At 72.4% G+C, this 25,964-nt stretch carries 27 protein-coding genes and 1 riboswitch; of the genes, 14 read left to right on the forward strand and 13 right to left on the reverse strand.

What is annotated here, in order from left to right; translation table 11 throughout:
• Positions 1 to 40: 40 nt before the first annotated feature.
• From BAY60_RS01625 to BAY60_RS01635, 3 genes are all read right to left on the reverse strand, one after another.
• On the reverse strand, positions 41 to 247 hold the full coding sequence (locus BAY60_RS01625; RefSeq protein WP_091803293.1) for a cold-shock protein: 207 nt from the start codon (positions 245 to 247) through the stop codon (positions 41 to 43).
• A 124-nt stretch (positions 248 to 371) separates the two neighbouring features.
• The gene (locus tag BAY60_RS01630) at positions 372 to 971 is read right to left on the reverse strand and encodes an AIM24 family protein (RefSeq protein ID WP_112280643.1); all 600 of its coding nucleotides are present in this window, start codon (positions 969 to 971) and stop codon (positions 372 to 374) included.
• Positions 972 to 977: 6 nt separating this feature from the next.
• Positions 978 to 1,655 (reverse strand): TIGR00266 family protein, encoded by a 678-nt coding sequence (locus tag BAY60_RS01635; RefSeq protein ID WP_112279043.1) that lies wholly within the window; start codon positions 1,653 to 1,655, stop codon positions 978 to 980.
• A 73-nt stretch (positions 1,656 to 1,728) separates the two neighbouring features.
• Here BAY60_RS01635 and moeA point away from each other — a divergent pair, with 73 nt between their 5' ends.
• The 4 genes from moeA to BAY60_RS01655 all read left to right on the forward strand — a co-directional run bounded on the left by moeA (position 1,729) and on the right by BAY60_RS01655 (position 7,161).
• Positions 1,729 to 2,934 (forward strand): molybdopterin molybdotransferase MoeA, encoded by a 1,206-nt coding sequence (moeA, locus tag BAY60_RS01640; RefSeq protein WP_112279044.1) that lies wholly within the window; start codon positions 1,729 to 1,731, stop codon positions 2,932 to 2,934.
• A 202-nt stretch (positions 2,935 to 3,136) separates the two neighbouring features.
• Complete coding sequence (locus tag BAY60_RS01645; protein ID WP_112279045.1) at positions 3,137 to 3,838, forward strand: phosphatidylserine decarboxylase; 702 nt, start codon at positions 3,137 to 3,139, stop codon at positions 3,836 to 3,838.
• A gap of 4 nt (positions 3,839 to 3,842) precedes the next feature.
• A complete protein-coding gene (locus tag BAY60_RS01650; RefSeq protein WP_112279046.1) occupies positions 3,843 to 4,826 on the forward strand; it encodes a CDP-alcohol phosphatidyltransferase family protein in 984 nt (327 codons plus the stop codon).
• 49 nt (positions 4,827 to 4,875) lie between these two features.
• On the forward strand, positions 4,876 to 7,161 hold the full coding sequence (locus BAY60_RS01655; protein ID WP_112279047.1) for an AAA family ATPase: 2,286 nt from the start codon (positions 4,876 to 4,878) through the stop codon (positions 7,159 to 7,161).
• A gap of 147 nt (positions 7,162 to 7,308) precedes the next feature.
• On the opposite strand, the gene BAY60_RS01660 is transcribed toward BAY60_RS01655, so the two are convergent.
• Entirely contained in the window at positions 7,309 to 8,007 is a 699-nt protein-coding gene (locus BAY60_RS01660) for a LytR C-terminal domain-containing protein (RefSeq protein WP_112279048.1), read from the reverse strand.
• Positions 8,004 to 8,327 (reverse strand): nucleoid-associated protein NapA, encoded by a 324-nt coding sequence (gene napA, locus BAY60_RS01665; protein ID WP_112279049.1) that lies wholly within the window; start codon positions 8,325 to 8,327, stop codon positions 8,004 to 8,006. Before napA ends, BAY60_RS01660 begins: the two co-directional genes overlap by 4 nt.
• A gap of 128 nt (positions 8,328 to 8,455) precedes the next feature.
• Between napA and BAY60_RS01670 the strand changes: the two genes are divergently transcribed.
• The 7 genes from BAY60_RS01670 to BAY60_RS01700 all read left to right on the forward strand — a co-directional run bounded on the left by BAY60_RS01670 (position 8,456) and on the right by BAY60_RS01700 (position 16,338).
• The gene (locus tag BAY60_RS01670) at positions 8,456 to 9,070 is read left to right on the forward strand and encodes a peptide deformylase (protein WP_112279050.1); all 615 of its coding nucleotides are present in this window, start codon (positions 8,456 to 8,458) and stop codon (positions 9,068 to 9,070) included.
• Positions 9,071 to 9,162: 92 nt separating this feature from the next.
• On the forward strand, positions 9,163 to 10,089 hold the full coding sequence (locus BAY60_RS01675; protein ID WP_425466435.1) for a S1C family serine protease: 927 nt from the start codon (positions 9,163 to 9,165) through the stop codon (positions 10,087 to 10,089).
• Positions 10,090 to 10,254: 165 nt separating this feature from the next.
• Positions 10,255 to 11,904, forward strand: coding sequence for a phosphomethylpyrimidine synthase ThiC (gene thiC, locus BAY60_RS01680; RefSeq protein ID WP_211330162.1), 1,650 nt, complete (start codon positions 10,255 to 10,257; stop codon positions 11,902 to 11,904).
• Positions 11,901 to 12,725: a bifunctional hydroxymethylpyrimidine kinase/phosphomethylpyrimidine kinase gene (gene thiD / locus BAY60_RS01685; protein WP_112279052.1), complete on the forward strand. Its 825-nt coding sequence runs from the start codon at positions 11,901 to 11,903 to the stop codon at positions 12,723 to 12,725. Before thiC ends, thiD (BAY60_RS01685) begins: the two co-directional genes overlap by 4 nt.
• A gap of 152 nt (positions 12,726 to 12,877) precedes the next feature.
• Positions 12,878 to 14,572 carry a PstS family phosphate ABC transporter substrate-binding protein gene (locus BAY60_RS01690; protein ID WP_112279053.1) on the forward strand — a complete coding sequence of 565 codons (1,695 nt, stop codon included), beginning with the start codon at positions 12,878 to 12,880 and terminating at the stop codon, positions 14,570 to 14,572.
• A 65-nt stretch (positions 14,573 to 14,637) separates the two neighbouring features.
• A complete protein-coding gene (gene thiD, locus BAY60_RS01695) occupies positions 14,638 to 15,501 on the forward strand; it encodes a bifunctional hydroxymethylpyrimidine kinase/phosphomethylpyrimidine kinase (RefSeq protein WP_112280645.1) in 864 nt (287 codons plus the stop codon).
• A 24-nt stretch (positions 15,502 to 15,525) separates the two neighbouring features.
• A complete protein-coding gene (locus BAY60_RS01700; RefSeq protein WP_112279054.1) occupies positions 15,526 to 16,338 on the forward strand; it encodes an ion transporter in 813 nt (270 codons plus the stop codon).
• A gap of 5 nt (positions 16,339 to 16,343) precedes the next feature.
• Here the strand turns inward: BAY60_RS01700 and BAY60_RS01705 are convergent, their stop codons facing one another.
• The 4 genes from BAY60_RS01705 to thiO form a co-directional block, all read right to left on the reverse strand.
• Positions 16,344 to 16,772: a MarR family winged helix-turn-helix transcriptional regulator gene (locus tag BAY60_RS01705; RefSeq protein ID WP_112279055.1), complete on the reverse strand. Its 429-nt coding sequence runs from the start codon at positions 16,770 to 16,772 to the stop codon at positions 16,344 to 16,346.
• A gap of 88 nt (positions 16,773 to 16,860) precedes the next feature.
• Complete coding sequence (gene thiG, locus BAY60_RS01710) at positions 16,861 to 17,628, reverse strand: thiazole synthase (RefSeq protein WP_112279056.1); 768 nt, start codon at positions 17,626 to 17,628, stop codon at positions 16,861 to 16,863.
• 4 nt (positions 17,629 to 17,632) lie between these two features.
• Positions 17,633 to 17,833: a sulfur carrier protein ThiS gene (gene thiS / locus BAY60_RS01715; RefSeq protein WP_112279057.1), complete on the reverse strand. Its 201-nt coding sequence runs from the start codon at positions 17,831 to 17,833 to the stop codon at positions 17,633 to 17,635.
• Positions 17,833 to 18,960: a glycine oxidase ThiO gene (thiO, locus tag BAY60_RS01720; protein WP_112280646.1), complete on the reverse strand. Its 1,128-nt coding sequence runs from the start codon at positions 18,958 to 18,960 to the stop codon at positions 17,833 to 17,835. Before thiO ends, thiS begins: the two co-directional genes overlap by 1 nt.
• Positions 18,955 to 19,060: riboswitch (TPP riboswitch) on the reverse strand. (Overlaps the previous gene by 6 nt.)
• 32 nt (positions 19,061 to 19,092) lie before the next feature.
• Between thiO and thiE the strand changes: the two genes are divergently transcribed.
• Positions 19,093 to 19,776, forward strand: coding sequence for a thiamine phosphate synthase (thiE, locus tag BAY60_RS01725; RefSeq protein WP_112279058.1), 684 nt, complete (start codon positions 19,093 to 19,095; stop codon positions 19,774 to 19,776).
• On the opposite strand, the gene BAY60_RS01730 is transcribed toward thiE, so the two are convergent.
• From BAY60_RS01730 to BAY60_RS01740, 3 genes are all read right to left on the reverse strand, one after another.
• The gene (locus tag BAY60_RS01730) at positions 19,754 to 20,620 is read right to left on the reverse strand and encodes a hypothetical protein (protein ID WP_211330163.1); all 867 of its coding nucleotides are present in this window, start codon (positions 20,618 to 20,620) and stop codon (positions 19,754 to 19,756) included. The genes thiE and BAY60_RS01730 overlap by 23 nt on opposite strands.
• Before the next feature lie 111 nt (positions 20,621 to 20,731).
• Positions 20,732 to 22,153 carry an MFS transporter gene (locus BAY60_RS01735; protein WP_112279059.1) on the reverse strand — a complete coding sequence of 474 codons (1,422 nt, stop codon included), beginning with the start codon at positions 22,151 to 22,153 and terminating at the stop codon, positions 20,732 to 20,734.
• A complete protein-coding gene (locus BAY60_RS01740; RefSeq protein ID WP_112280647.1) occupies positions 22,153 to 22,911 on the reverse strand; it encodes a GntR family transcriptional regulator in 759 nt (252 codons plus the stop codon). The genes BAY60_RS01735 and BAY60_RS01740 overlap by 1 nt, the downstream gene beginning before the upstream one ends.
• A gap of 144 nt (positions 22,912 to 23,055) precedes the next feature.
• Between BAY60_RS01740 and BAY60_RS01745 the strand changes: the two genes are divergently transcribed.
• Complete coding sequence (locus tag BAY60_RS01745; RefSeq protein WP_112279060.1) at positions 23,056 to 24,072, forward strand: SIS domain-containing protein; 1,017 nt, start codon at positions 23,056 to 23,058, stop codon at positions 24,070 to 24,072.
• Positions 24,069 to 25,031, forward strand: a complete 963-nt coding sequence (locus BAY60_RS01750; protein WP_245992260.1) for an N-acetylglucosamine kinase — start codon at positions 24,069 to 24,071, stop codon at positions 25,029 to 25,031. Before BAY60_RS01745 ends, BAY60_RS01750 begins: the two co-directional genes overlap by 4 nt.
• A gap of 38 nt (positions 25,032 to 25,069) precedes the next feature.
• Here the strand turns inward: BAY60_RS01750 and BAY60_RS01755 are convergent, their stop codons facing one another.
• The gene (locus BAY60_RS01755) at positions 25,070 to 25,750 is read right to left on the reverse strand and encodes a DUF3159 domain-containing protein (RefSeq protein ID WP_112279061.1); all 681 of its coding nucleotides are present in this window, start codon (positions 25,748 to 25,750) and stop codon (positions 25,070 to 25,072) included.
• Between the last annotated feature and the right edge of the window lie 214 nt (positions 25,751 to 25,964).

The raw sequence follows: 25,964 nt of genomic DNA on the forward strand, positions 1-25,964 counted from the left end.
CGACCTGTCGGTAGTTCAGGTTCGCGACCTGTCCCTGGTGCTACGAAACCTTGCGGACGTCGGCGGCCTGGCTGCGGCCGTCCCGTCCCGCGGTGATCTCGAACTCGACCCGGTCACCCTCGTCGAGGGTCCGGAAACCGTCCGCCTGGATCGCGGAGTAGTGTACGAACACATCGGGACCCTCGGGGGACTCGATGAAGCCGTAACCCTTTTCCGCGTTGAACCACTTGACCGTGCCGACAGCCACGGCGTCCTCCTTGTTACAAAACGCAAACGCGGCAGTCCCGCCTGCCCCGTTCCAAGCGTCGATCACGCTACCGGAATAATGCGCCTGGGCAATGGTCAATTTGCGGTAACTGCGCCGAGCGGTTTTACTGCGCGCGCCTGCGAGCCTGGACCAGCACCGTCGCGGGCCCCGCGAAGTCCAGCGCCAGCCCCTCGCCCGTGCGCACCGACTGCGGGCCGGAGGGATCGAGCGCCCGCAGCCGCACCTGCGCCGAGTCCGGGTAGGCCAGCAGGAACGCGGGTCGCACGGTGATCACCTCGCCCGCCTCCAGCGTCAGCGCGTCCACCGGACCGTGGCAGGCGAGCACGAGCTGGCCGGAGCCGCCGTAGTGCTCGAGGAACCCGGAGTCGCCGCCGAACAACGCCTGCAGCGCGGGCCACGGCTGGTCCCTGCGCACGGTGGCCGGGCGCGCCAGCACCCGGTCGGCCGCCACACACCAGCCCGCGCGCCCGTCGAACTCCAGCGGGTAGACGTCGCCCGCATGGCTCGGCGCGAGATCGAGCCAGCCACCGTTCGCGGGCGCGGTGAAGACCGACCGTCCCCGGATGCCCCGCACCTGCCTGCTCTCGGTGACGCCGAAGCTGCTCGCGATCATCGTGTCCGGGTCGGCCTCCACGGCCTCGCCCTGCGCGAGCACGATCCTGGCGACCCCGAACGCAGGCGTGTGCCGCGTGTGGACCTGCATCCTCACCTACCGGGAGGGCACCTGCGCGATCACCCACGCGGCGAGCGCCGAGGGGTTCCGCGTCTGGGTGAGGATCTGGCCGGGACCGGCGAAGTCGAACACGAAGCCCTCGCCGCTTTTGAGCGACTGGATGATGCCGGAGGACACCTTGCGCAGCTGCGACTGCACCGTCTCGGCGTAGGCGACGACGTGTCCGGAGTCGATCGTGACCATCTCGCCCTGCTGGAGCGTCACCAGGTCCATGGCGCCGTAGCAGGCCACGACGAGCGGGCCCTGCCCCGTCGCGTACGTCAGGAAGCCACCCTCACCGCCGAACAGCTTGTTGAAGCCGCCCCACTTGGTCTGCGTCTGCACGCCGTAGGAGGAGGCCAGCCAGCAGCCGCGGGTGACGCACCAGCCGGTGCGCCCGTCGAGGTTGATCACCTGGACGTCGCCGGGGAGGTGCGGCGCGACGTCCACCCAGCCGCCGTTCTGCGGCGCGGTGTAGGTGGAGATGAACAGCGACTCGCCGCCGAGGACGGCACGCCCGAGCCCCTTCATCATGCCGCCCTGGGTGGACGACTGGACGTGCACGCCGTAGCTGGTCGCCGACATCGCCCCCGACTCCACCTGGCACGGCTCGCCGGGGGCCAGCATGAGCCGGGCCACGGTGAACGCAGGCTGGTGGCGCAGCTGTACCTGCATTGATCCTCCCCTGTCACCTCGCGTCAGCGGGGAGAGTCTTGCACGGCCGCCGCCGGGAGGGAGGATGGTCCGCGTGATCTCCGTCGACGAACACCGCGCCGCGGTGACCGAGCTGCTCGGCACCCGTCCCGGCGTGGAGCTTCCGCTTGCCGACTGCGCAGGACTCGTGCTGGCCGGCGACGTCCGCGCCGGTGTGGCCCTGCCGCCCTTCGACAACTCCGCGATGGACGGTTACGCCCTGCGTTCCGTCGACGTCGTGGAGGCGAGTGACGACTCGCCCGTCGAGCTGCCGGTGAGCGAGGACATCCCGGCAGGCCGCACCGACGTCCCCGCGCTGCTGCCCGGCACCGCACACCGGATCATGACCGGCGCGCCGATGCCGCCGGGCGCCGACAGTGTCGTCATGGTCGAGCGCACCGACGGCGGCACCGGCAAGGTGCGGATCTTCGCGGCCGCGGCCCCCGGCGCGCACGTGCGCCGCACCGGTGAGGACGTGGCGGCGGGCTCGGTGGCGCTGGCCAGGGGCAGCGTGCTCGGGCCCGCGCAGCTGGGGCTGGCCTCCGCGGTCGGGCTCGACCGGCTGCTGGTGCACGCGCCGCCGAGGGTGCTCGTGGTGTCCACCGGCACCGAACTGGTGCTGCCGCCGGACGAGCTGCGGCACGGCCAGATCTACGAGTCGAACAGCGTGATGCTGGTGGCGGGCCTGCGGGCGCTGGGCTGCCACGTCGAGTCGATCCGCAGCGTCGCCGACGACGTGGAGACCTTCCGCGCCGCGATCGAGCCACGGCTGGCAAGCACCGACCTCGTGGTGACCTCCGGCGGCGTGAGCGCCGGAGCGTACGAGGTGGTCAAGGACGCGCTGACCGGCGCGGGCGTGTCGTTCCGCAAGGTGGCCATGCAACCCGGCGGTCCGCAGGGGCTCGGCCGGTGGGACGGCGTGCCGGTGGTGACGCTGCCCGGCAACCCGGTGAGCGTGCTGGTGTCGTTCGAGGCGTTCCTGCGTCCCGCGCTGCTGGCCTCGCTCGGCCACAGCGGCACCGACCGGCAGCACGTGCGGGCGAGGCTCATCGAGACGCTGCAGTCGCCGAAGGGCAAGCGCCAGTTCCGGCGCGGCTACTACACCCAGGCGCAGGGGGAGGTCACCGGGATCGTCGGACCGCGGGGCGGGCCCGGCTCGCATCTGCTCGCCGCGTTCACGCAGGCGAACTGCCTGATCGTGTTGCCGGAGGACGTCACGGAGGCGGCCGAGGGCTCGGAGGTGGACGTGCTGCTGCTCTAGGAGCGCCACCAACTCGACAACTCTTTGTAACGTTTTCCGCACCAGGGGTTATCAGCGCAGGCCCGCACCCATAAAATCGGCCGTCCGCGGCCGGGTGGCGTACGGCGTCGGGGGGCGGACGCCACCCGGCCCGTCCAGTCCGCGGCGCTGGCGTAGCGTGGAAGTGTCACTCCCACCAGACATACCGGGAAAAACAGACCACATGAGCGCCAATTCGCTTGGCCACGCCGTGCAGCTCGCCCGGGAGACTCTCCCTCCCCTGCATCCGGCCGGACGGCCGTTCGTGCTCGGCGGCGTCGCGGCCACCCTCGCCCTCCGCACGATCTCCAAGCCGCTCGGGCTGCTCGCCGGCGTCGGCACACTCGCCACGGCCGCGTTCTTCCGCGAGCCACGCCGCGTGCCACCGCGGCGGGAGGGGCTCGTGCTCGCCGCCGCGGACGGCCTCGTCTCCCTCATCGAGGACGCGGTGCCGCCCGCCGAGCTGGGCCTGCCCGCCGAGCCGCGCACGCGGGTCAGCGTCTTCCTGTCCGTGTTCGACGTGCACGTCCAGCGCGCGCCGGTCACGGGCACGATCGAACGCGTCGCCTACCGGCCCGGCAAGTTCCTGTCCGCGGATCTCGACAAGGCCAGCGAGGACAACGAGCGCAACTCCCTGCTGGTATGTACCCGTGACGGGCACCGCATCGTCGTCGTGCAGATCGCCGGGCTTGTGGCGCGGCGTATCGTGTGCCAGGTCGGTGAGGGCGAGCGCGTCGAGGCAGGCTCGACGTACGGCTTGATCCGGTTCGGCTCCCGGGTGGACACGTACCTGCCGCCCGGTAGCCGTGTGCTGGTCGAGAAGGGCCAGCGCACGATCGGCGGCGAGACGCCGCTGGCCGAGGTCCCCGGTACGCAGGAGGGTTGACCGCATGGCCCGGACCACCCCAGGCGTCCGGCTGCTGCCGAACGCGATCACCGTGCTCGCGTTGTGCGCGGGCCTTTCGGCGGTGCAGTTCGCGTTCGTGGGCGACTACGTGCTGGCGATCGGCGCCATCGGTGTCGCGGCGGTGCTCGACAGTCTCGACGGCCGCATCGCGCGCCTGCTCGACGCGACGTCGAGAATGGGTGCCGAGCTGGACTCACTGTCCGACGCGATCTCCTTCGGGGTCGCGCCCGCACTGGTCCTCTACATCTGGCTGCCCGACGCCGGCAGACTCGGCTGGGTCGCCGCCCTGATCTTCGCGGTGTGCATGGTGCTGCGGCTGGCGCGGTTCAACACGCTGCTCGACGACGCCGAGCAGCCGCCGTACGCGGGCGAGTTCTTCGTCGGCGTGCCCGCGCCCGCCGGTGGGCTGCTCGCGCTCATGCCGGTGATCCTGACGCTGCAGTTCGGCGAGAGCTGGTGGTCGTCGGAGATCGTGGTGTGGTTGTGGACGGTCGCGGTGGCGGGGCTGCTGATCAGCCGTATCCCGACGCTGTCGCTGAAGCGGCTGCGCGCGCCCGCTCGGGCGGTGGCGCCGCTGCTCGTCGGCGTGGGACTGGTGGCCGCGGCGATCATCCAGTACCCGCTGATCGCGCTCGCCAGCGCACTGCTGCTGTATCTGGCGCACATTCCGTACTCGGTCCGCCGCTACCACTGGCTGGCCAACCACCCCGAGGCGTGGGACGTGCCCGCCCGTGAGCGCAGGGCGATCCGGCGGGCTCGCAGCCAGCGACGGCTCGGCCTGCGCAGGCCGCAGTTCCGCCGCGTGGCGGGTGTCGCGCGGCGAGCGGTGCTGCGGCCGAGGCCGCCGACACAGCACGTGCCGAGGGTCTACCCTGCCGAGGCCGCCGCGCCGTCCGCGCGGACAGGCGAGCGGCGGCCGCGGCGGCGAAGCTGGCGGCGCATCGGCCTGCGCCAGCGCGGGGATTGAAGGGGCGTTCCTCCACGCGGGCACCCGCGGCGGCCCTAAGGTTGGGGGCGTGACGTCAGCCCAGCCGCAGATCGCGCTCACCGTCCGGCACACCGCTTCGGCGCTCGACACGCGGCGCGGTGTGGTCCGGTTGCATCCTGAGGTGCTCGACGCGCTGGGGCTGCGGGCGTGGGACGCGGTGCGGCTCACCGGCGCGCGGGTCAGCGCCGCACTCGCCGCGCCCGCGGCCGACGGCGGTGCACCGGGTGTGGTGCTCGCCGACGACGTCACGATGGCCAACCTGGGCGTCACCGAGGGCGCGGAGGTGGTCGTCGCACCGTGCGAGGTGACGGTGGCGCGCACGGTGACCGTCTCCGGTTCGCGGCTCGCCCGGCTGTCGCTGAACCCGCACACGCTGCGACTGGCGCTGATCGGCAAGGTGCTCACCGTCGGCGACGCCGTCTCGCTGCTTCCGCAGGACCTGGCGCCCCCGCCCGGCTCCGACGTCATCGCCGTCCGCGGCCAGCTGTCCAGGGCCATCGGCGCGAGCTGGACCAGCGAGCTACTGACCGTCACCGCCACCGACCCGGCTGGTCCGGTGGCCGTCGGGCAGTCCACCGTGGTCGGCTGGCGGGGTGCCCCTGCGCCGGAACCGGCAGGACGGCCCGCTTCGGCACGCCAGGCCGCCGATCCCAACGCCGCCGAGGTCACCGAGTTCCCCGAGTTCCCCGAGGTCGCCGGGGCGATCGAGGACGAGCCGGAGGAGGCGCCTCCGCCCATGGCCGACCTCGCGGGCTCCGCCTCGGCCGCGCGCAGGCTCGCCGAGTGGTTCGACCTCGCCTTCCACCGGCCCGACCTGCTCGAACGGCTGGGGACGTCCGGCAGGCTCGGTGTGCTGCTCTCCGGGCCGGAGGGCGTCGGCAAGGCCACGCTGGTCCGGTCGGTCGCCCACGCCGAGCGCGTGCGGGTGGTCAGCCTCGCCGCGCCCACGGTCGCCGTGCTGGAACCCGACGCCGCGCTCACGCGGGTGGCACGGGCCGTCGACGCCGCGTCCTCGGGTGAGGGCAAGGGCGTGCTGCTGCTCACCGACATCGACGCCCTGCTGCCCGCGCACCAGCCGCCGCCGGTGGCCACCGTGGTGCTCGACCGGCTGCGCGCCGCGCTGGGCAGGCCCGGGTTCGCGCTCGTGGCCACCACGGCGCATCCGGAGTCCGTCGATCCCCGCCTGCGCGGTGTCGATCTGCTCGACCGGGAGCTGACACTGGGCCTTCCCGACGGGCAGACCCGCACGGAACTGCTGCGCGTCCTGCTGCGCGACACGCCCGTGGAGTCCGGTGTGGACTTCGGGTCGATCGCCGAGCGCACCCCGGGTTTCGTCGCCGCCGACCTGATCGCCCTGCGCAGGGATGCGGCGCTGCGCGCGGCTCTGCGGCACCGCGACAGCGACGACGAGCCCCGGATCGCCGAGCAGGATCTGCTGGACGCGCTGGAGTCGGTGCGGCCGCTCTCGATGTCCGCCTCGGACACGCTGGCCACCGGAGGACTCTCGCTGGACGACGTCGGCGACATGACCGAGGTGAAGCAGTCGCTCACCGAGTCGGTGCTGTGGCCGCTGCGGTACCCCGACTCGTTCGCGCGGCTGGGGGTCGCCCCGCCACGCGGTGTGCTGCTGTACGGCCCGCCCGGCAACGGCAAGACGTTTCTCGTGCGCGCGCTGGCCGGCACGGGCGCGCTCAACGTCTTCGCCGTCAAGGGCGCCGAGCTGATGGACAAGTGGGTCGGCGAATCGGAGCGCGCGGTGCGCGAGCTGTTCCGCAGGGCGGCCGAGGCGGCGCCTGCGCTGATCTTCCTGGACGAGGTGGACGCGCTGGCGCCGAGGCGCGGGCAGTCCAGCGACTCCGGGGTGTCCGACCGGGTGGTGGCCGCGCTGCTGACCGAACTGGACGGTGTGGAGCCGCTGCGCGACGTCGTGGTGCTGGGTGCGACGAACCGGCCGGAGCTGGTGGACTCGGCGCTGTTGCGGCCGGGCAGGCTGGAGCGGCTGATCTACGTTCCACCTCCGGACGTCGAGGCCAGGGTGGCGATCCTGCGCGCGAGCGCACGGAACACGCCACTGTCCTCCGATGTGGACCTCGAGGAGCTGGCATCCACATTGGACGGTTACTCGGCGGCGGACTGCGCGGCGCTGATCAGGGAGGCCGCGCTCACGGCCATGCGGGAGTCACTGGAGGCCGCCGAGGTCACCGCCGCCCACCTGGCGAAGGCGCGTGACGTGGTGCGCCCTTCCCTCGACCCGGCACAACTGGCGGCCCTGGAGGCCTACGCCCGCCGCTCTCCGACCACCACCACCCAGTAGGAGCCGGAGCCGCCACCCACGGAGCCCAAAGCTCCCCAATGCCACATTCGTAGCGTTCAACTTCCCCAATGCGGCATTCGTAGCGCCCAGCGCCACCAATGCCACATTGGGGAGCTTGGCGCGGGTTGTTACCGGTGGCGTTGGCGGCTACTTGCCCTTGCTGACGCCCTGGTAGTCCTTGGTGACGATCACGATGACGCCGGCGCTGGAGTCGGCGATGCCCTCGAAGCGCGGCTCGGCGCGCAACCCGAACATCCCGGCCAGCGACCTGGCGGCGGTCTCCTCGGCGGTGCCGGGCCGGAAGTAGGCGGTGCTGGTGGGGATGACCCCCGACGAGTAGTTGGAGACGTCGACGACGTTCCAGCCCTGCGAGCGGAAGTCCTCGGCGGCCTCGCTGGCCAGCCCCTTGATGGTGCTGTTGTTGTAGACGCGCACGGCGACCCACTTGGCGGACGCCTGCTGGTCCTGCCCGTTCGCTCCGTCGCCGTCGCCGTCCCCGGCCTGGCCGTCGCCCGCATCGCCGTTGCCGTTGCCGTCACCGGTGCCGTCGCCCTGGCCGGGCGCCGGGGTACCCGTGCCGCCGGGCGATCGGGTCGGCGAACCCGGGCTCGACGGCTGCCCGTTCGTCGGCGAGCCGGGCGAGGACGTCGCGGACGGCTCCGTCGTACCGCCGGGACCCTGCGTGGGCTGGGCCGTGCCCGTGGGCGTCGGCGACGCGTTCTGGTCACCGTCGCCGTTTCCCGTGGCCAGCGTGATGCCACCGATGACGGCCGCGATCACCGCGACCGCGAGCAGCCCCAGCCCGGCGGCGCGCATCGGCCTGGACAGCCCGTCGAAGACGCTCATGGCAGTTCAATCCCCAACCGCCGTGCCGCACGGGTGCGCTGCCTCGCGGCGCGCAGCTTCCGGAGCCGTTTGACCAGCATCGGGTCCGCACGCATGGCTTCCTGCTTGTCGATGAGCCGGTTCAAGATCTGGTAGTAGCGGGTCGGCGACATGCCGAACAACTCGCGGATCGCCTGCTCCTTGGCGCCGGCGTACTTCCACCACTGGCGCTCGAAGGCGAGCACCGCCTGCTCCCGTTGCGAGAGCCCGTTCGCGGGTTGACCGGCTGGGGCGGGCGGGGACGGCTGGCCCTGGTGGGCCATCGACTCCGCGGCGTCCATCTGGCTCCTCGCAATCTCGGCGAAATCACACGGCTGTCGTTCCGCTGCGCCATTAGATCACGAGGCACCGACAGACGCCTGGACCACGCCCGGCGCGTCCCGGTGCCGATCTCCTAGGATTGCGCCTCGTGACCGTTCACGCGATCCGCATCGCAGGCGACCCCGTGCTCCACCACCCGACGCGGGAGGTGGAGGCGTTCGACGCCGAGCTCGCCAGGCTCGCCGACGACATGTTCGAGACGATGTACGCGGCCGAGGGCGTCGGGCTGGCGGCGAACCAGATCGGCGTCGACCTGCGGATCTTCGTGTACGACTGCCCCGACGACGAGGGCGTGCGGCACCGGGGCGTCGTGGTGAACCCCGTGCTGGAGACCAGCGAGGTCCCGGAGACCATGCCGGACCCGGACGACGACTGGGAGGGCTGCCTCTCGGTGCCGGGTGAGTCGTACCCGACGGGGCGGGCGTCCTGGGCCAGGGTCACCGGCGCCGACCTGGAGGGCAACCCGGTCGAGGTCGAGGGCACCGGCTACTTCGCACGCTGCCTGCAACACGAGACCGATCACCTGAACGGGTTCCTCTACCTCGACCGGCTCGTCGGCCGCCACGCGCGGGCCGCGAAGAAGATGCTGAAGGCCAACAAGTGGGGCGTTCCGGGCAACAGCTGGCTGCCCGAGCCACTGCCCGGCACCGAGGACACCAAGGACACCCGGCCCACCGGCGACAACGGCGACACCCGAGGTTAAGCCGCTGGCGAACGCGCGGCACCGGCATCGGCTCCGAGCGCACAATCGGACCACGGGTGTAACGGTGTAATCGGCGCAAGGCGGTGATGGCGGTGCCCGACAGGGACGACTCCGACGCGCTCGACGCGTACTCCCGGGCGGTGAGCTCCGTCGCCAGGTCGGTGACGCCACACGTCGCCAGTGTCCGGCTCGGCAGGGGCGGCGGTTCGGCCGTGGTGTTCGACGACGACGGCTACCTGCTCACCAACGCCCACGTGGTGGGCCGGGAGCGGGGCGGCACGGCAACGTTCGCCGACGGTGCCGAGGCTCCGTTCCAGGTCGTCGGCGCGGACCCGCTCTCGGACCTCGCCGTGCTCCGCGTGCGAGGGCAGGCGCCGCCCGCCGCCGTGCTCGGCGACGCCGACCAGCTGGTCGTCGGTCAGCTGGTGGTGGCGATCGGCAGCCCGCTCGGCTTCTCCGGCTCGGTCACGGCGGGGGTGGTGAGCGCGCTCGGCAGGGCCATCCCGGTGCGGCAGGGCCGGGCCGCCCGCGTGATCGAGGACGTCATCCAGACCGACGCCGCGCTCAATCCCGGCAACTCCGGCGGCGCGCTCGCCGACTCGGCAGGCCGGGTGGTGGGCGTCAACACGGCCGTCGCCGGGTTCGGGCTCGGCCTCGCCGTTCCGGTCAACGCCACCACCCGGCGCATCATCGACACGTTGCTGGTGGAGGGCCACGTGCGCCGCGCCTACCTCGGCGTAGTGGGGGTGCCCGCGCCGCTGCCCGACGACGTCGCCGAGCGCACCGGCCAGTCCGCGGGCCTGCGGGTGGTCGAGGTGGTGGCCGGCGGGCCGGCCGACAGGGCGGGGCTGCGAGCGGGCGACCTCGTGCTCACGGTCGGACGCGAGCGGGTCGCCGACGCGCAGGGCATCCAGCGACAGCTCTTCGCCGAGGTGATCGGCACGCGGCTCGCCGTGACGGTGCTGCGCAACGGCGCGATGGTCGACGTCTTCGCGACTCCGACCGAACTCGTGGGTTGAGGTCTGCCGCCCGGCGTGGCATGGTCGAGGAGACAACAACTGCACATTCGCGGGAGCTCGCGCCTTGGCGGGCTGAGAGGGCGACTGGTGTCCGGTTCTGGAGGACCCGGCGTCGCCGACCGCAGGAACCTGACTGGGTAATGCCAGCGTAGGGAGTGGATTACGTTGACGACACTGGAAAACGGCGCGACCGGCGCTGCGCTCTCCGTCACCACCGGCCCCATCACGGGCTCCCGCAAGGTCTACCACCAGACCGAGTCCGGGCTGCGCGTCCCGGCCCGGCGGATCGATCTTTCCAACGGCGAGCACTTCGACGTCTACGACACCTCCGGCCCGTACACCGACCCCGATGCCACCATCGACGTCCACACCGGACTCCATCCCCTGCGCGCGGGCTGGAGCGACGGCCGCGAACACCGCACCCAGCTGGGCTGGGCGAGGGCTGGAGTCGTCACCAGGGAGATGGAGTTCATCGCCGCCAGGGAACGCGTCGACCCGGAGTTCGTCCGGTCCGAGGTGGCGCGCGGCAGGGCGGTGATCCCGGTCAACCGCAGGCATCCCGAGTCCGAACCCATGATCATCGGCAAGAACTTCCTCGTGAAGATCAACGCCAACATGGGCAACTCGGCCGTGTGGTCCTCCGTCGAGGAGGAGGTCGAGAAGATGGTGTGGGCGACCCGCTGGGGCGCCGACACGATCATGGACCTCTCCACCGGCAAGCGGATTCACGACACCCGCGAGTGGATCCTGCGCAACTCGCCCGTCCCGGTGGGGACGGTGCCGATCTACCAGGCGCTGGAGAAGGTCGGCGGCGAGCCGGAGAAGCTGTCGTGGGAGGTCTACCGCGACACGGTGATCGAGCAGTGCGAGCAGGGCGTGGACTACATGACGGTCCACGCGGGCGTGCTGCTGCGGTACGTGCCGCTGACGGCCAACCGCGTCACCGGCATCGTCTCGCGTGGCGGGTCGATCATGGCCGCGTGGTGCCTGGCGCACCACGAGGAGTCGTTCCTCTACACGCACTTCTCGGAGCTCTGCGAGATCCTGCGCTCCTACGACGTGACGTTCTCGCTCGGCGACGGGCTGCGGCCCGGCTCCATCGCCGACGCCAACGACCGGGCACAGTTCGCGGAGCTGGAGACACTCGGCGAGCTGACGCACATCGCGCGCGAGCACGACGTGCAGGTGATGATCGAGGGTCCCGGCCACGTGCCGATGCACAAGATCAAGGAGAACGTGGAGCTGGAGGAGAAGCTCTGCGGCGAGGCGCCGTTCTACACGCTCGGCCCGCTCGCCACGGACATCGCCCCCGCCTACGACCACATCACCTCGGCCATCGGCGCGGCGCAGATCGGCTGGTACGGCACGGCGATGCTCTGCTACGTCACACCGAAGGAGCACCTGGGCCTGCCCAACCGCGACGACGTGAAGACGGGCGTGATCACGTACAAGATCGCCGCGCACAGCGCCGACCTCGCCAAGGGCCACCCGTACGCCCAGGAGTGGGACGACGCGCTGTCCAAGGCCCGGTTCGAGTTCCGGTGGAACGACCAGTTCAACCTCTCCCTCGACCCGGACACCGCGCGTGCCTTCCACGATGAGACGCTGCCCGCCGAGCCTGCCAAGACGGCGCACTTCTGCTCGATGTGCGGGCCGAAGTTCTGCTCCATGCGCATCACCCAGGACGTGCGCAAGTACGCCGAGGAGCATGGACTGTCCACCGTGGACGCCATCGAGGCCGGGATGCGCGAGAAGGCCGAGGAGTTCGGCGAGCACGGCAACCAGGTCTACCTGCCGGTGGTGGACCGGGGATGACCCCGACGCCGAAGACCGCCCTCACCATCGCCGGATCGGACTCCGGCGGTGGTGCGGGAATCCAGGCCGACCTGCGCACCTTCTTCGCGTGCGGGGTGCACGGGATGTCCGCCGTCACGGCGGTCACCGTGCAGAACTCCCTCGGCGTGCAGGGCTTCAGCGAGATCCCCGCCGACATCGTCACCGCGCAGATCAAGGCGGTGGCCGGCGACATGGGGGTCGACGCGGCGAAGACGGGCATGCTCGCCACGGCCGAGATCATCCAGGCGGTGGCGAAGACCCTCGACGAGGTCCACATCGGACGCGACGCGCAGGTGCCGTTCGTCGTGGACCCCGTCGCCGCGTCCATGCACGGCGACCCCCTGCTGCGCGAGGAAGCCCTGGACGCCATCATCACCGAGCTCTTCCCGCGGGCCACGCTCGTCACGCCGAACCTGGACGAGGTCCGGCTGCTCACCGGAATCCACGTGACGGACGAGCGGAGCCAGCGCGCCGCCGCGACGGCGCTGCTGGACTTCGGCCCGCGCTGGGCCCTGGTCAAGGGCGGCCACCTCTACGACAGCCCGCGCTGCCTCGACCTGCTCACCGATGGCACGCAGTACATCGAGCTGGACGGCCCCCGCTACGACACCGAGCACACCCACGGCGGCGGCGACACGTTCGCCTCGGCCATCACGGCGTCGCTGGCGAAGGGGCTGGGCGTGCCGGACGCGGTGGAGCAGGGCAAGCGGTTCATCGAGCGCTCGGTGGCCGAGTCCTACCCGCTGGGGCAGGGCATCGGCCCGGTGTCGCCGTTCTGGCGGATCGCCGTGCCCGAGTGAGCGGCCCGTCGCGTGCGAAGGGCCCGCACGCTGAGCCGCCGGTGAACGACCGATGAACACCCGGTTCGTCCAGGCCCGGCAACGGTGATCGACTCGTAGGCTCGTGGGTCCCGCGGGACAACAGCCACGACGCCGGGAGACGAGTAACCGGGATGAGAGTCACCGAGACGGTGCAGTCGCTCGCTGAGTTGCTCGGGTCGGCGCAGGGCCTGCTCGGCCTGCTCGCCGCCTCGGTGCTCACCATCGCCACCCCGTTCGCCGACCGCTACCTGTTGCGGCGCAAGCGGCTGTCCTACCGCGTGCAGTACAACTCGAAGATCGGCCTGAGCCCGATCGACCTCCGCGACGACGACGGCCCCGTCAAACACGCGGACCCGCAGCTCAAGCCCATCGCCGAGCTGCTGGACCGGATGACCATCGTCGTGATCCGCATCCGCAACACCGGTGTCGAGGACATCCGCAAGGAGGACTTCGACGACCAGCCGCTGACGTTCACCTTCGGCGGCAGGACCATCTGGAACGCGCGGATCTCCGAACCGTCGGTGGAGGAGCACCGCGCGAAGCTGAGCAAGATCCTCGAGTTCTCCACCGCCGAGGACAGCGAGCAGGCCCCGGGGCACGTCGACCGGCTCGACGAGGTCCGGACGTCGCTCGGCAAACGGATGATCGGCTGGTTCCGCCCTTCCCCCCAGGCCGCGGGGGAGGTGGCGACACCGAGGTGGCAGGGCGTCTCCCTCGACGGGCTCGACCTGCAACGCAAGGAACGGTTCAAGCTCGTCGTGGTGCTGCGGGAGCCGGAGAGCAACGGCACCGGTGAGCTGACCAAGGACGTCGACTGGTCGGGGCACCTGTCCGGCGGTCGCATCGTCAACGAGAAGGAGCAGCGCCGGATCACCTGGCCAAGGGCGACCGCGACCGTCGGGACACTGCTCGCGGGCGTGCTGCTCGCGACGCTGCTCGCCAACACGTCACGGCCCGCCGCCGATCCCGCGCTGGCCTGCGGCGCTGGCGAGGTGCGCGTCGTCGGCTCCAGCGCCTTCTCACCGATCATGGGCAACATCGCCGACGCGTACTCGCGGGCCTGCGGCGAGGCGCAGGTGGACACGGAGCCCACGGGCAGCATCGCAGGCGTGCGCGCCCTGCGGCTGGCGGACCAGGACGAGCGGGACGAGCTCGCCGCGCTGTCCGACGGCAGGGCGGGCGACGCGGGCGGCCTCGTCGCCAGACCGCTCGCCGTGATCGTGTACGCGAGCGTGGTCAACGACTCCGCGGGGGTCGACGAGCTGACGCTCGCGCAGCTCAGGGGTATCTACACCGGCCGCTACCGCGACTGGAACGAGCTGCGGCGCGGGCCTTCGCTGCCGATCCGCATCGTCGGCAGGGGCCAGGAGTCCGGTTCGCGCCGCACCTTCGAGCAGACGGTGCTCGGCGCCAGCGAGGGAGCCTTGTCCTCGGACTCGTGCGAACGGCGCGACCGAGGCTCGCCGGAACCCACCATCCGGTGCGAGCGCAGCAGCGAAGCCGAGGTGCTCGACGAGGTGGCGGCCACCGACGGCGCGATCGGCTACGTGGACCTGTCGTCAGCGAGCGCCGCGCGGGCGCAGGGCCTGCCCGTGACGGCGCTGGAACTGGACGGCGAGTACCCGGACGTCAACGGAATCGCGGCGGGCTATCCGTTCTGGACCATCGAGTACCTCTACACGAGGGGCACGCCGGAGGAGGGCTCGCTGCTGGCCCGGTTCCTCGGATACCTGCGCAGCGGCACCGCGCGCGACGAGCTGCAGAGCGCGGGCTACACCCCGTGCGTCGGCACGGACGGCAGCCTGCATCCGCTGTGCCGCGGGTGACGGAGCCGTCCGCGCTCCCGGCGACCGGTTGGCCCGCGCCGATCGAAGGGCGCGACACTGGAGGGATGAGCGCCCAGAACCATGCCGCGCCGCCCGCTGCGCTGACCATCGCCGGGTCCGACTCCGGCGGCGCCGCCGGGCTGCAGGCCGACCTCAAGACGTTCCTCACGTGCGGCGTGCACGGCCTGGTGGCCGTCACGGCGGTGACCGTGCAGAACACGCTGGGCGTGCACGACCGCACCGACATTCCCGCGCGCATCGTCGCGGGCCAGATCGAGGCCGTGGCCGCCGACATGGGGTTGCAGGCCGCCAAGACGGGAATGCTCGCCTCGGCCGAGATCATCCGCGCCGTGGCGCGGGCGTGCGACACGGCGGGCATCGGCGCGGGCACGGACGTGCCGTTCGTGGTCGACCCGGTCGCCGCGTCCATGCACGGGCATCCGCTGTTCGACGACGCCGGGCTCGCCGCGCTCCGCGAGGAGCTGCTGCCGCGGGCCACCGTGACCACGCCGAACCTGGACGAGGTGCGGCTGCTCACCGGTATCGAGGTCACCGACCGCGCGCGGATGCGCGACGCCGCGGTCGCGCTGTACGAACTGGGGCCGCAGCATGTGCTCGTCAAGAGCGGGCACCTGGTGGAGGACCCGGAATGCGTGGATCTGCTCTACGACGGCGAGACGTTCCTGGAGCTGCCGGGGCCGCGCCTGCCCACCCCGCACACGCACGGCGCGGGCGACGCGATGGCCTCCGCGCTGACGGCGGGGCTGGCCCGCGGCATGCCGGTGCCCGAAGCCGCCAGGTTCGGCAAGTGGTTCGTCAGCAACGCCGTCCGGCATTCCTACCCCATGGGCGCCAAGGTCGGTCCCGTGTCGGCCTTCTGGCGGCTGGCACCGGAGCCCCGGCAGGCCTCGCGCGAGGTTCCCGGGTAGCTGAACGATCAATAGGATTCGGCCGTGACGACACGCGAGCGGCTGCGACGGCTGGTCGAGGACCGGCGGTTCCAGAACTTCATCATCGCGGTGATCATCTTCAACGCAGGCACGCTCGCACTGGAGACGTCGCAGCGCATCCTGGCCGCGTTCGGCGACCTGCTGCACACGCTCGACTACCTCGCGCTGGGCATCTTCGTCGTCGAGCTGCTCGCCAAGTTCTACGTCCACCGGAGCCGGTTCTTCCGCGACCCGTGGAACGTGTTCGACGTCGTGGTCGTCGGCATCGCGCTCATCCCGGCCACCGGTCCGCTCGCGGTGCTGCGGGCGCTGCGCATCCTGCGGGTGCTGCGGCTGGTGTCGCTCGTGCCTTCGATGCGCAAGGTGGTCGCGGGGCTGCTGGCCGCCGTGCCCGGCATGGCCTCGATCGCCGCGTTGCTCGGGCTCGTGGTGTTCGTGGCGGGAGTGATGGCCACCAAGCTGTTCGGCGCGATCTCCCCCGGCGACTTCGGCAGCCTCGGCGCGTCGCTGTTCACGCTGTTCCAGGTGATGACCGGCGAGGCATGGCCGGACATCGCCGACGCGGTCATGGCCGAGGCGCCACTGGCGTGGATCTTCTTCGTCGTCTACATCCTGGTGTCCAGCTTCGCGGTGCTGAACCTGTTCATCGCCGTGATCGTCAGCGCGATGGAGGACCAGCTGCGTGACGAGATGCGCGAGGAGGAGGACCGGCACGCCGCCGAGCAGGCGGCGGTGAACCAGGAGATCCTCACCGAGCTGCGGGCACTGCGCGCCGAGGTGGCCGCCCTGCGACAGCGCGAGCCGGACCCCGGCTGAGCGGTTCAGTCCTCGTCGGTGAGCAGGGCTTCCAGCGCGGGCAGCGCCGCGGCGAGAGCCTGCCGGTGCTCGGGGGAGAGCCGCTCGATGCGCTTGCCGAGCTCGTGCACGCGGGTCGACCGCACGCCGGAGAGCATCTGCTCGCCCTCCTCCGTGACCGTCGCCAGCCACGCCCTGCGGTCCACCGGGTCGGACTCCCGGCGCACGTATCCGGCCTCCACCAGTGCGGCCACGATCCGCGACATGGTCGCGGCGGCGACGCCCTCCTTGGCGGCGAGGTCGCCGAGCCGCAGCTGCCCGTACGCGCTCAGGGTGGCCAGCGCCGAGATCGCGCCGTGGCCCGGTCCGGGCGCGCCGGCCTGCCGCAGCGAGCGCGACAGCCGCCCGATGGCGAGGAACAGCCTGCCGGGGACATCCTGTGACGACTCGGTCACCTAGCGCTCCTTCGGGTCCGCATACGGCCGGAAATTGCCGTTCACCCTACGTTGTGCACGGGGCGGGCCGGCGTGAACCCGATCGCTGTCAGCGTGGCGGGCTGGAGGCGTGCGCCCAGAATCGCTGGGGGATGCGGCCCGCCTGCCGGGCCAGCAGCCCGGCGGTCACCGCCGAGCGCATCGCGTACGCCATCCGCTCCGGGTCCTGCGCCCGCGTGACGGCCGTGGACAGCAGCACCGCGTCGCAGCCCAGTTCCATCGCGAGCGCGGCGTCGGAAGCCGTGCCGATGCCCGCGTCGAGAATGATCGGCACGCTCGCGCGCGACACGATCAGCTCGATGTTGTGCGGGTTGCGGATGCCCAGCCCGGTACCGATCGGCGCGCCGAGCGGCATGACGGCCGCGCAGCCCGCCTCCTCCAGCCGCAGCGCGAGCACGGGGTCGTCGTTGGTGTAGGCCAGGACGGTGAACCCGTCGGCGACGAGCTGCTCCGCGGCGTCCAGCGTCTCCATCGGGTCGGGCAGCAGGGTGCGGTCGTCGGCGTGCACCTCGAGCTTCACCAGGTCCGTGCCCAGCGCCTCCCGCGCCAGCTGCGCGGTGAGCAGCGCCTCGGCGGCGCTGCGGCAGCCCGCCGTGTTCGGCAGGATCCTGATGCCGAGCCTGCGCAGCAGGTCGAGCACGCCGGAGCCGCCCTCGGTGTCGGCCCTGCGCATCGCGACCGTGGTCAGCTCGGTGCCCGACGCGACGAGCGCCCGTTCCAGCACGCTGAGGTTGGCGGCGCCACCGGTGCCGATGATGAGCCGCGAGGTCAGCTTGTGGTCGTCGATCACCAGGTGGTCGCCGGACTCGTCGATCATCTCTCTACCCTCCTTGGACCGCGGTCAGGATCTCCAGCCGTGCGCCGTCCGGCACCACGACCTCCGCCCAGCTGGCGCGCCGGACCACCTGGCCGTCGAGCGCGACGGCGACGCCCTGGCGCGCCGTGCCGAGCGCGTCCAGGACGTCCGCCACCGTGCTGCCGTCGGGGAACTCCCGGTCGTCGCCGTTGACCTGAACTTCCATCACACTCTTTCCTCGCTGTGTGTCCGGTCCGGATGCGCCGCCGCCGCGCCGGGCGGCAGCGGCTTGCCGTCGAGCAGCGCGAGCACCGCGTCCGCGGTGACCGGCGCCAGCAGCAGCCCGTGCCGGTGGTGGCCCGCCGCGGCCAGCACACCGCCCGGCAGCGCGCCGAGGTAGGGCAGGTTGTCCGCGCTCGCTGCGCGCAGGCCCGCGGTGACCTCGGTGAGCTCGTACTCCGCGACGCTCGGGAAGATCCGCTCGGCGGCCTCCAGCAGCTCACGCACGCCGCGGGCCGTGACAGTGTCGTCGAATCCGGCCTCGTACTGGGTGGCGCCCAGCACGAGCTCACCGCCGTCCCTCGGCACCAGGTAGACCGGCCTGCCCTCGACGCTGGCGCGCACCGTGCGCCGGGGTGGCGGCAGGCATCCGCGCCGCGCACGCAGCCGCAGGATCTCGCCCTTCAGCGGCCGCACCCGCCCGGCCAGCTCGGGGACCAGCCGGGCGCTCCACGCGCCGGCACACAGCACGACGGCGCCGAACTCGCGCGTCCCGGACGCGGTGCTCACGGCCCCGGCGGAGACGGTTGCGGCGGACTCGGCCACGAACTCGGCGCCGCGGGCGCGCGCGGCGCCGAGCAGCGCGTCGAGCAGCCTGCGGTTGTCCACGGCGAGGTCGCCGGGCACGAGCAGCCCGGCCCGCACGGCCCCGGCCAGCCCGGCCTCGGCCCGCCGCAGCTCCCGGCCGGTGACGAGCCTTGCCTCGCGGCCCAGCCCGTGCAGGTAGCCCGCCAGGATCTCCAGCTGCTCGGCATCGGCACGGTCGAACCCGGCGACGACGGTCCCGGCGAGGGAAAGACCGGGGTCGAAGCCCTCGGCCCGCAGGTCGGCGGCGAAGCCAGGCCAGCGGCGCAGCGACTCCTCGCCGAGCTCGAGCACGGCCTCCTCGCCCGGCCACGCCTCGGTGACGGGCGCGAGCATGCCCCCGGCCACCCAGGAGGCGCCCCGGCCGGGACCGGGATCGAACACGGTCACCCTGTGCCCGGCCGCCGCGGCCCGCCAGGCGACGGCAAGGCCGATGACCCCGGCGCCCACCACGGCGACGGCGGTGCCGGACTGTGGTCTTTCGGTCATGAGAATCACGCTCCCTGCGCCGGCATGACCCGGATCAGGTTCCACGGTCGGAGCGGCGGCTCCCTCTCAGCCCGTGCCTCGGGCTCCCGTGCGGACGTCTCCCACGGTACAGGGCCGTACTACGGTGACGCCATGCCCGGCCTCAACGGTGACCAGATCAGGCAGCGACTCTCCGGCGCCCGGTTGTACCTGTGTACCGACGCCCGCCGCACGCGCGGCGACCTCGCCGAGTTCGCCGACGCCGCGCTCGCGGGCGGGGTGGACATCGTGCAACTGCGCGACAAGACCGGCGGCGCGCCGCTGGAGGCGCGGCAGGAGATCGAGGCGCTGGAGGTGCTGGCCGAGGCCTGCGCTCGGCACGGCGCGCTGCTGTCGGTGAACGACCGCGCCGACGTCGCGCTCGCCGTCGGCGCCGACGTGCTGCACCTGGGGCAGGACGACCTGCCGGTGGCCGTCGCACGGCGGGTGCTCGGCGACGACCCGGTCGTGGGCCGGTCCACACACTCCCTGGAGCAGGCGCGGGCGGCGGCCGCGGAGCCGGGCGTCGACTACTTCTGCGTGGGTCCGTGCTGGCCGACGCCGACGAAGCCGGGCAGGGAGGCGCCCGGCCTCGGCCTGGTCCGCTCGGTGGCGGACGAGGTGGCCACCGTCCGGCCGTGGTTCGCGATCGGCGGCATCGACCTGGCCCGCGTGCCGGAGGTGCTGACCGCGGGCGCCGAGCGCGCCGTCGTGGTGCGGGCCATCACCGAGGCCGAGGACCCGCGGGCCGCCGCGGCGTCCCTGCGCGAGGCGCTCACGGCACGGCGTCCGGGGTGACCTGGGCGCCGGCCCCGGAATCGGAACCCGCGCCCGCGCCTGCCTCGCCGCCCGCGCCCTGTTCCTGCGTGGGCGGGGCCTCCTCGGTCGGTGCCGAGGTGGTGGGCTCGCTGGTCTCGGTGGGCTCCTGCTCCTCCGAGGTGGGCTCCTGCTCCTCGGTGGTCGGCGCGGTCTCCGTCGGTTCCTCCGTCTCGGAGGGCGCCTGCTCATCCGAGGGGGGCGTCTGGTTCTGGTTGCCGTCCTCGGTGCCGCCGGTGTTGCCCGAGCCGCTCACGAGCCTGCCCACCGTGACACCCTGGCCTCCGGAAAGCGACTTGCCGGTGATGCCCTCGATGCCGGTGACGAGCGCCATGGCGATGACGAAGCCGACCGCGCTGGTGGCCAGGATCAGCGGCCACCGCCGCTTCCACCACTGCCGCTTCCCGTTCTCGCCTTCGGGTTCCTCGCCGGGTTTGGGCAGGTACACCGTGGCCGCCTCGGCGTCGCCGGCTCCCAGGCCCGGCATCGGAAGCCGCGCCGTGGGCACGGTGGGCTGATCGGCCACCGACGCGGACGGTTTCACCCTGGTCTGCCAGCCCCTGGCCTCGGTGATGGCGGAGGCGAGTGCCTTCGCCTTCTTCGTGGCCCCCTTCGTGGTCTCCAGCGAGCGCAGGTACAGCTCGCTGCCCACTGTGGTCACGACGCTGATCAGACCGGCGCCCAGCACGGTGCCGTACACCCCGAGCGACGAACCCAGGAAGGCGGCCGTGACGGCCGCCAGCCCAGCCGCGATGACCTGGGCCGGTCGCAGCCCGGACTTCTTCTCCGAGCTGTCTTCCTTTTCTTTCGTCTTCTCCTCAGCCATGATCCCGATTCACGTCGCACTCCCCCGTCTCAACCCCTCAACGAATTCATCGCCGGAAACGCTCCCGGCGTTGCCGGAAGTGAGCACGAACACGAAGTCCACAGTGGACTTTCAGGAACTCACACTCTCTTGACGTGACGAGGCGGAGCCGAGCACGTTGCCGCGAATCCCCGCGGCGAGCGCGGATCCGGCCACCACGAGCCCTACGCATACCCACAATGCCGTTCGCCAACCCCGCGTCAAGGCCTCGGGATCGGAATAGGCCTCGCCGGTGAGCCCGGCGACGGCGGGCAGCACCGCGACGGCGAGCAGGGTGCCGGTGCGCGCGATGGCGTTGTTGACACCGGAGGCCACTCCGGCGTGCCGGTCGGGGGCGGCGGCGAGCACGGTCGCCGTCACCGGCGCCACCACGGTGGCCAGGCCGAGCCCGAACACGGCGACGGCGGGCAGCACGGTCTCGAGGTAGGACGCACCGGGCACCACGCGGCGCAGCAGCACCATGCCGACGCCGATGAGCAGCGGGCCGACGACGAGCTGTAACCGGGGCCCGATCCGCTGCGCCAGGGCACCGGAGCGTCCGGAAAGCAGGAGCATGAGCCCGGTGATGGGAAGTCCCGCCGCGCCCGCCGCCAGCGGGGAATAGCCGAGTGAGGTCTGCAGCTGCAGGACCATGAGCATCATGACCCCGCCCAACGCCGCGTAGACGACGAGGGTGAGGCCGTTGGCCAGCGTGAAGGTGCGCTCGGCGAACAGCGACGGCGGCACGAGCGGATCCGCCGAGCGCACCTGCACGACGACGAACACGGCGAGCCCGAGCACCCCGAGCCCGGCGCAGGCCAGCACCAGCGGGTCGGTGAATCCGCGCGGCGGCGCCTCGACGAGCGCGCCGGTGATCCCGGCCAGCCCCGCGGCGCCGAGCAGCGCCGAGCGGAGGTCGAGCCTGCCGTGCCGCCGCTCGTCACACGATTCCGGCACGTACCGGCGGGCCAGCCACACGCACACCACGGCGATCGGGACGTTGATGAGGAAGGCCAGCCGCCACGACCACGCCTGCACCAGCAGGCCGCCGACGAGCGGGCCGATGGCCGCCGCGATGCCGCCGAGGCCCGACCACGCGCCGATCGCCCGCGCCCGGTCCTCGCGAGCGAAGGAGGCCTGCAGGATCGCCAGCGAGCCCGGCGTCAGCAGCGCGCCACCGACGCCCTGGAGCACGCGGGCGCCGACCAGCAGCTCGGTGCTGGGCGCCACCCCGCACAGCAGGGACGCCGTGGCGAACCAGACGACGCCGAGCTGGAACACCCTGCGCCGCCCGTGGCGGTCGCCGAGCGCGCCCGCGATGAGGATCAGCGAGGCCAGCGCCAGCAGGTAGCCGTCGAGGATCCACTGCAGCCCGGTGACCGACGCGTCCAGCTCCGCGCCGATCCGGGGCAGCGCCACGTTGACCACGGTGCCGTCCAGCATCGCCATCCCGGAACCCAGGATGGTGGTGGCCAGGACACCGCGTCCGGCGGCACTGCCCCAGCGGACGGTCATCAGGGCCGGGTCAGCGTGGTGACGAACTTGTACCGGTCGCCGCGGTAGATCGAGCGCACGAACTCCACCGGCTTGCCGTCGGTGGCGAAGGAGTGCCGCGAGAGCAGCAGCACCGGCATGCCGACGTCGGCGCCGAGCAGCTCGGCCTCCTCCGGGCCCGCGAGCGAGGTCTCGATGGTCTCCTCCGCGCGGTCCATCTCCACTCCGTAGCGCTCCCGCAACGCGGCGTAGAGCGAGCCGCCCTCCGTGATCTGCTTGCGCAGGCCACGGAAGCGAGCCAGCGGAAGGTGGGTGGTCTCCAGCGCCATCGGCTCGCCGTCGGCAAGGCGGAGCCTGCGCAGCTTCAGCACCTTCGCGCCGGTGCGGATACCGAGCAGTTTCGGCAGCTCACCCTCCGCGACGATCTCCTCGATCTCCAGCAGCCGGGACGACGGCTCGCGCCCCTGTGCCAGCATGTCCTCGGTGTAGGAGGACAGCTGGAGCCGCTGCGCCAGCTTGGGCTCGGCGGCGAAGGTGCCCTTGCCCTGCACCCGGTGCAGCCTGCCCTCCGCCGTCAGGTCGGCGAGGGCCTGGCGGACGGTCGTGCGGGAGACGCTGAACTCGCCCGCGAGTGCCCGCTCGGTGGGGATGGGCGAGCCGGCGGGAAGCGCGTCGAGCAGATCCAGCAGGTGCTGCTTGAGCGCCCAGTACTTCGGCTCACGCTGGCCTCGCGTGCCGGACACCGAACCCGACCCCCCGCCGGAAACCGCCTCCAACATGACCGACTCCTTCATCGAACGCCTCACGCTGTGCTCACCTGCAAAACTACCCTGCACGGAAGGCCGTGCTCGTGGTTACTATTGGTCTAGACCTTGTCGGGTGACGAAAGGACTACCGTGATAGAGGGCAGCGCGGGCCGAAATATGACGGCCGAGATCTCCGAGCAGCCCGATGTGCTCGCCGGCCTCGTGGCCGCACGGGCCGACATCGCCGCTGTCGCCCGGTCCATCGCCGCCCGCCCCCCACGATTCGCGCTGCTCGCCGCCCGCGGTTCCAGCGACCACGCCGCGCTCTACGCGAAATACCTGATCGAGGTACTCTTGGGGCTGCCTGCCGGGCTCGTCTCGCCGTCCAGCACGACCCTCTACGGTGCGAACCCCGACCTGGCCGACGTGCTGCTGGTGTCGGTGAGCCAGAGCGGCGGCTCCCCGGACCTGGTGGAGGTCACCGAGGCCGCCCGCCGCCGCGGCGCACTGACGGTGGCGGTGAGCAACACACCATCGTCCCCGCTGACCGGCGTCGCGGAGCTGGCCGTGGACGTGCGCGCGGGCCAGGAGCAGGCGGTGGCGGCCACCAAGACGTACACGGCGACGCTGCTGGCGCTCTACCTGCTCGTCGATGCCGTGCGCGGAGGCGAGGGCCAGGACGTGCGCGACATCGGCACCCTGGCCCGGCGCACCCTGGACGAGTCCGCGCAGGGCGTTGCCAGGGCCGTCGACCGGTACCGCTTCGCCGACCGCGTCATCACCGCGGGCCGCGGGTACTCGTACGCGACCGCGCTGGAGGCCTCGCTCAAGCTCGCCGAGACCAGCTACCTCGCCGCTCGCGCCTACAGCGGCGCCGACCTGCTGCACGGGCCGGTGGCCGCCGTCGACGAGGAGACGGCGGTGCTCGCCGTGACCAGCGCGGGCAAGGGCGGCGCGGCCATGCACGACGTGCTCGACGCGGTGGCGAGCCGTGGCGCGGACGTGCTCACGGTCGGCTCCGCGGCCGAGCGCATGCCCGCCGCCGTGCGCATCCCGGTGCCGGAGACGGCCGAGGAGGTGGCCCCGATCCTGGAGGTGCTGCCGGTCCAGCGCATGGCGCTCGGCCTGGCACTGGCCCGGGGCGGCGACCCGGACAACCCGCGTGGGCTGCGGAAGGTGACGAAGACGCGGTGAGCATCGGATCTCGGAGCGACGAGGGCATCGTCGTCGGCGTCGACGCGGGTGGCACGGCCTCCCGCGCCCTGGCCGTGGCCGCCGACGGGCGGGTGCTGGGCACCGGTGGCGCGGGCGGCGGCAACCCGAACTCCCACCCGCCTGAGCGCGCCGCCGCGGCCATCGCCGAGGCGATCGCGGGCGCGCTCACGGGGCTCGCCCCCGCCTCGGTGCTGGCCTGCGTGGTGGGCATGGCAGGCACCAGCAAACTCACCGACCCGGCCGTCGCCGCCGAGTTCGAGCGCGCCTGGGGCCGGCTGGGGCTCGGCGCCCGGCCGCGCCCTGTGTCCGACGCCGAGGCGGCGTTCGCCTCGGCCACCGCCGAGCCGGACGGCACCGTCGTCGTCGCGGGCACCGGCTCGATCGCCGCCCGGATCCGCAAGCGCCACCTGGCCTCGGTCGCGGGTGGCTACGGCTGGCTGCTCGGCGACGAGGGCTCCGGATTCTGGATCGGCAGGCAGGCCGTGCGCACCACCCTGGACGCGCTGTACGGCTCCGGCGACCTCGGCCCGCTCGGCAGGGCGGTGCTCGCCGAGGCCGGTGTCGGCCCCGCGGCACCCGGCGCCGCACACCGGCTCATCACGGCGGCCAACGCCGAGCCGCCCGTGCGGCTGGCCCGCTTCGCGCCCTTGGTCAGTGCCGCCGCCGACGATGGTGACCCGGTGGCGGGCCGGATCATCGAGCAGGCCGCCGACGCGCTCACGAGGCTGGCCCTCGCCACCAGGGAGCCTGGTGAGCACACGCCCGTGGTGCTGGCCGGCAGCGTGCTGGGCGAGGCCAGCCCGGTCGGCACACTCGTGCGCGAACGGCTGTCCGGACTGCCGGTGCTGCTCAGCGCGGACGGCGTGCTCGGCGCCGCCTGGCTGGCCGCGGTGGATGCGTTCGGCGAGCACGCACCGCGTCCGGACCGAGTACCGTAGGAAGCGGGCCCCCGGACCTCCCCCTCGCCGGGGGCCCCTTACTCGTCGGCGCGCAGAGCAGGCGCAGGTCGTGGATGCCGCAGCCCCGGGTGCCCCTCCGGCAGCGTCCGGTACAGCACCCAGCCGCTCACCGCGATGGTGACGGCCACGAGCGGCCAGGACAGCACCGTGCGCGCCACGCCGAGGGCCACGACCTGACCCGCCCACCACAACGATCCGTACACGAGCACACGCAGGGTGTACTGACCGAAGACCCACACCCAGCTCGCCCGCGAGTAGGCGCGCAGCAGCTCCGGGTCCTTGCGCCAGCGGGTCTTCTGCCCGAGCGCGAAGCCGACCACAACGCCGAGCAGCGGCCAGCGCACCACGATGCTCGCGGCCCACAGCAGCGCGCTGGCCACATTGGACAGCAGCTGGATGAGGAAGAAGTCCTCCGCGCGGCCGGTGTGCAGGGCGATCAGCGCGGCGGCGACGACGGCGGCAAGGCTCACGACCACGGCCCTGGCCCGGTCGCCCCGCAGCAGGCGGAAGCCGCCGATGAGCACGCTCACAGCGATGGCGACGCCCGCTCCCCACGCGATGGAACGGTCGGCGGCCAGCCAGCCCGCCACGAACGCCACGGGCGGCAGGCTCGCGTCGATCGCGCCCTTGCGCCCGCCGAGCAGGCTCGCCAGCGACTCGCGTTGCGGCGAAGGTTCGGTCGTCGGACTGTCGGTCACGCCCCCAAGCCTGCCTGAAAAGCGAGGTTAGGTCACCCTTGCCTGGCGATCCGTGCCACAGCAAACCTCACGATTCCGTAATACGGATGCGAGGCGCACCGACTGAGGAAGAAACTATGACGTCCGAGCAAACCGACGGTGGCGTAGGTGGGGATGGAAAGAGCACCCTCGGTTGTTGATCGACGGGGCATGAATTTCACAGGGCGCTGGCGGA

The organism is Prauserella muralis (assembly GCF_003202285.1).
GTDB classification, from domain to species: Bacteria; Actinomycetota; Actinomycetes; order Mycobacteriales; family Pseudonocardiaceae; genus Prauserella_B; species Prauserella_B muralis.

Coding starts and splice junctions, on each gene's coding strand:
- BAY60_RS01630 (WP_112280643.1), bottom strand. CDS start 971: ATGCAGGTCCACACGCGGCACACGCCTGCGTTCGGGGTCGCCAGGATC.
- BAY60_RS01635 (WP_112279043.1), bottom strand. CDS start 1,655: ATGCAGGTACAGCTGCGCCACCAGCCTGCGTTCACCGTGGCCCGGCTC.
- BAY60_RS01645 (WP_112279045.1), top strand. CDS start 3,137: ATGAGCGCCAATTCGCTTGGCCACGCCGTGCAGCTCGCCCGGGAGACT.
- BAY60_RS01650 (WP_112279046.1), top strand. CDS start 3,843: ATGGCCCGGACCACCCCAGGCGTCCGGCTGCTGCCGAACGCGATCACC.
- BAY60_RS01660 (WP_112279048.1), bottom strand. CDS start 8,007: ATGAGCGTCTTCGACGGGCTGTCCAGGCCGATGCGCGCCGCCGGGCTG.
- napA (WP_112279049.1), bottom strand. CDS start 8,327: ATGGACGCCGCGGAGTCGATGGCCCACCAGGGCCAGCCGTCCCCGCCC.
- thiD (WP_112279052.1), top strand. CDS start 11,901: ATGACCCCGACGCCGAAGACCGCCCTCACCATCGCCGGATCGGACTCC.
- BAY60_RS01690 (WP_112279053.1), top strand. CDS start 12,878: ATGAGAGTCACCGAGACGGTGCAGTCGCTCGCTGAGTTGCTCGGGTCG.
- thiD (WP_112280645.1), top strand. CDS start 14,638: ATGAGCGCCCAGAACCATGCCGCGCCGCCCGCTGCGCTGACCATCGCC.
- thiG (WP_112279056.1), bottom strand. CDS start 17,628: ATGATCGACGAGTCCGGCGACCACCTGGTGATCGACGACCACAAGCTG.
- thiS (WP_112279057.1), bottom strand. CDS start 17,833: ATGGAAGTTCAGGTCAACGGCGACGACCGGGAGTTCCCCGACGGCAGC.
- thiO (WP_112280646.1), bottom strand. CDS start 18,960: ATGACCGAAAGACCACAGTCCGGCACCGCCGTCGCCGTGGTGGGCGCC.
- thiE (WP_112279058.1), top strand. CDS start 19,093: ATGCCCGGCCTCAACGGTGACCAGATCAGGCAGCGACTCTCCGGCGCC.
- BAY60_RS01730 (WP_211330163.1), bottom strand. CDS start 20,620: ATGGCTGAGGAGAAGACGAAAGAAAAGGAAGACAGCTCGGAGAAGAAG.
- BAY60_RS01735 (WP_112279059.1), bottom strand. CDS start 22,153: ATGACCGTCCGCTGGGGCAGTGCCGCCGGACGCGGTGTCCTGGCCACC.
- BAY60_RS01740 (WP_112280647.1), bottom strand. CDS start 22,911: ATGTTGGAGGCGGTTTCCGGCGGGGGGTCGGGTTCGGTGTCCGGCACG.
- BAY60_RS01745 (WP_112279060.1), top strand. CDS start 23,056: ATGACGGCCGAGATCTCCGAGCAGCCCGATGTGCTCGCCGGCCTCGTG.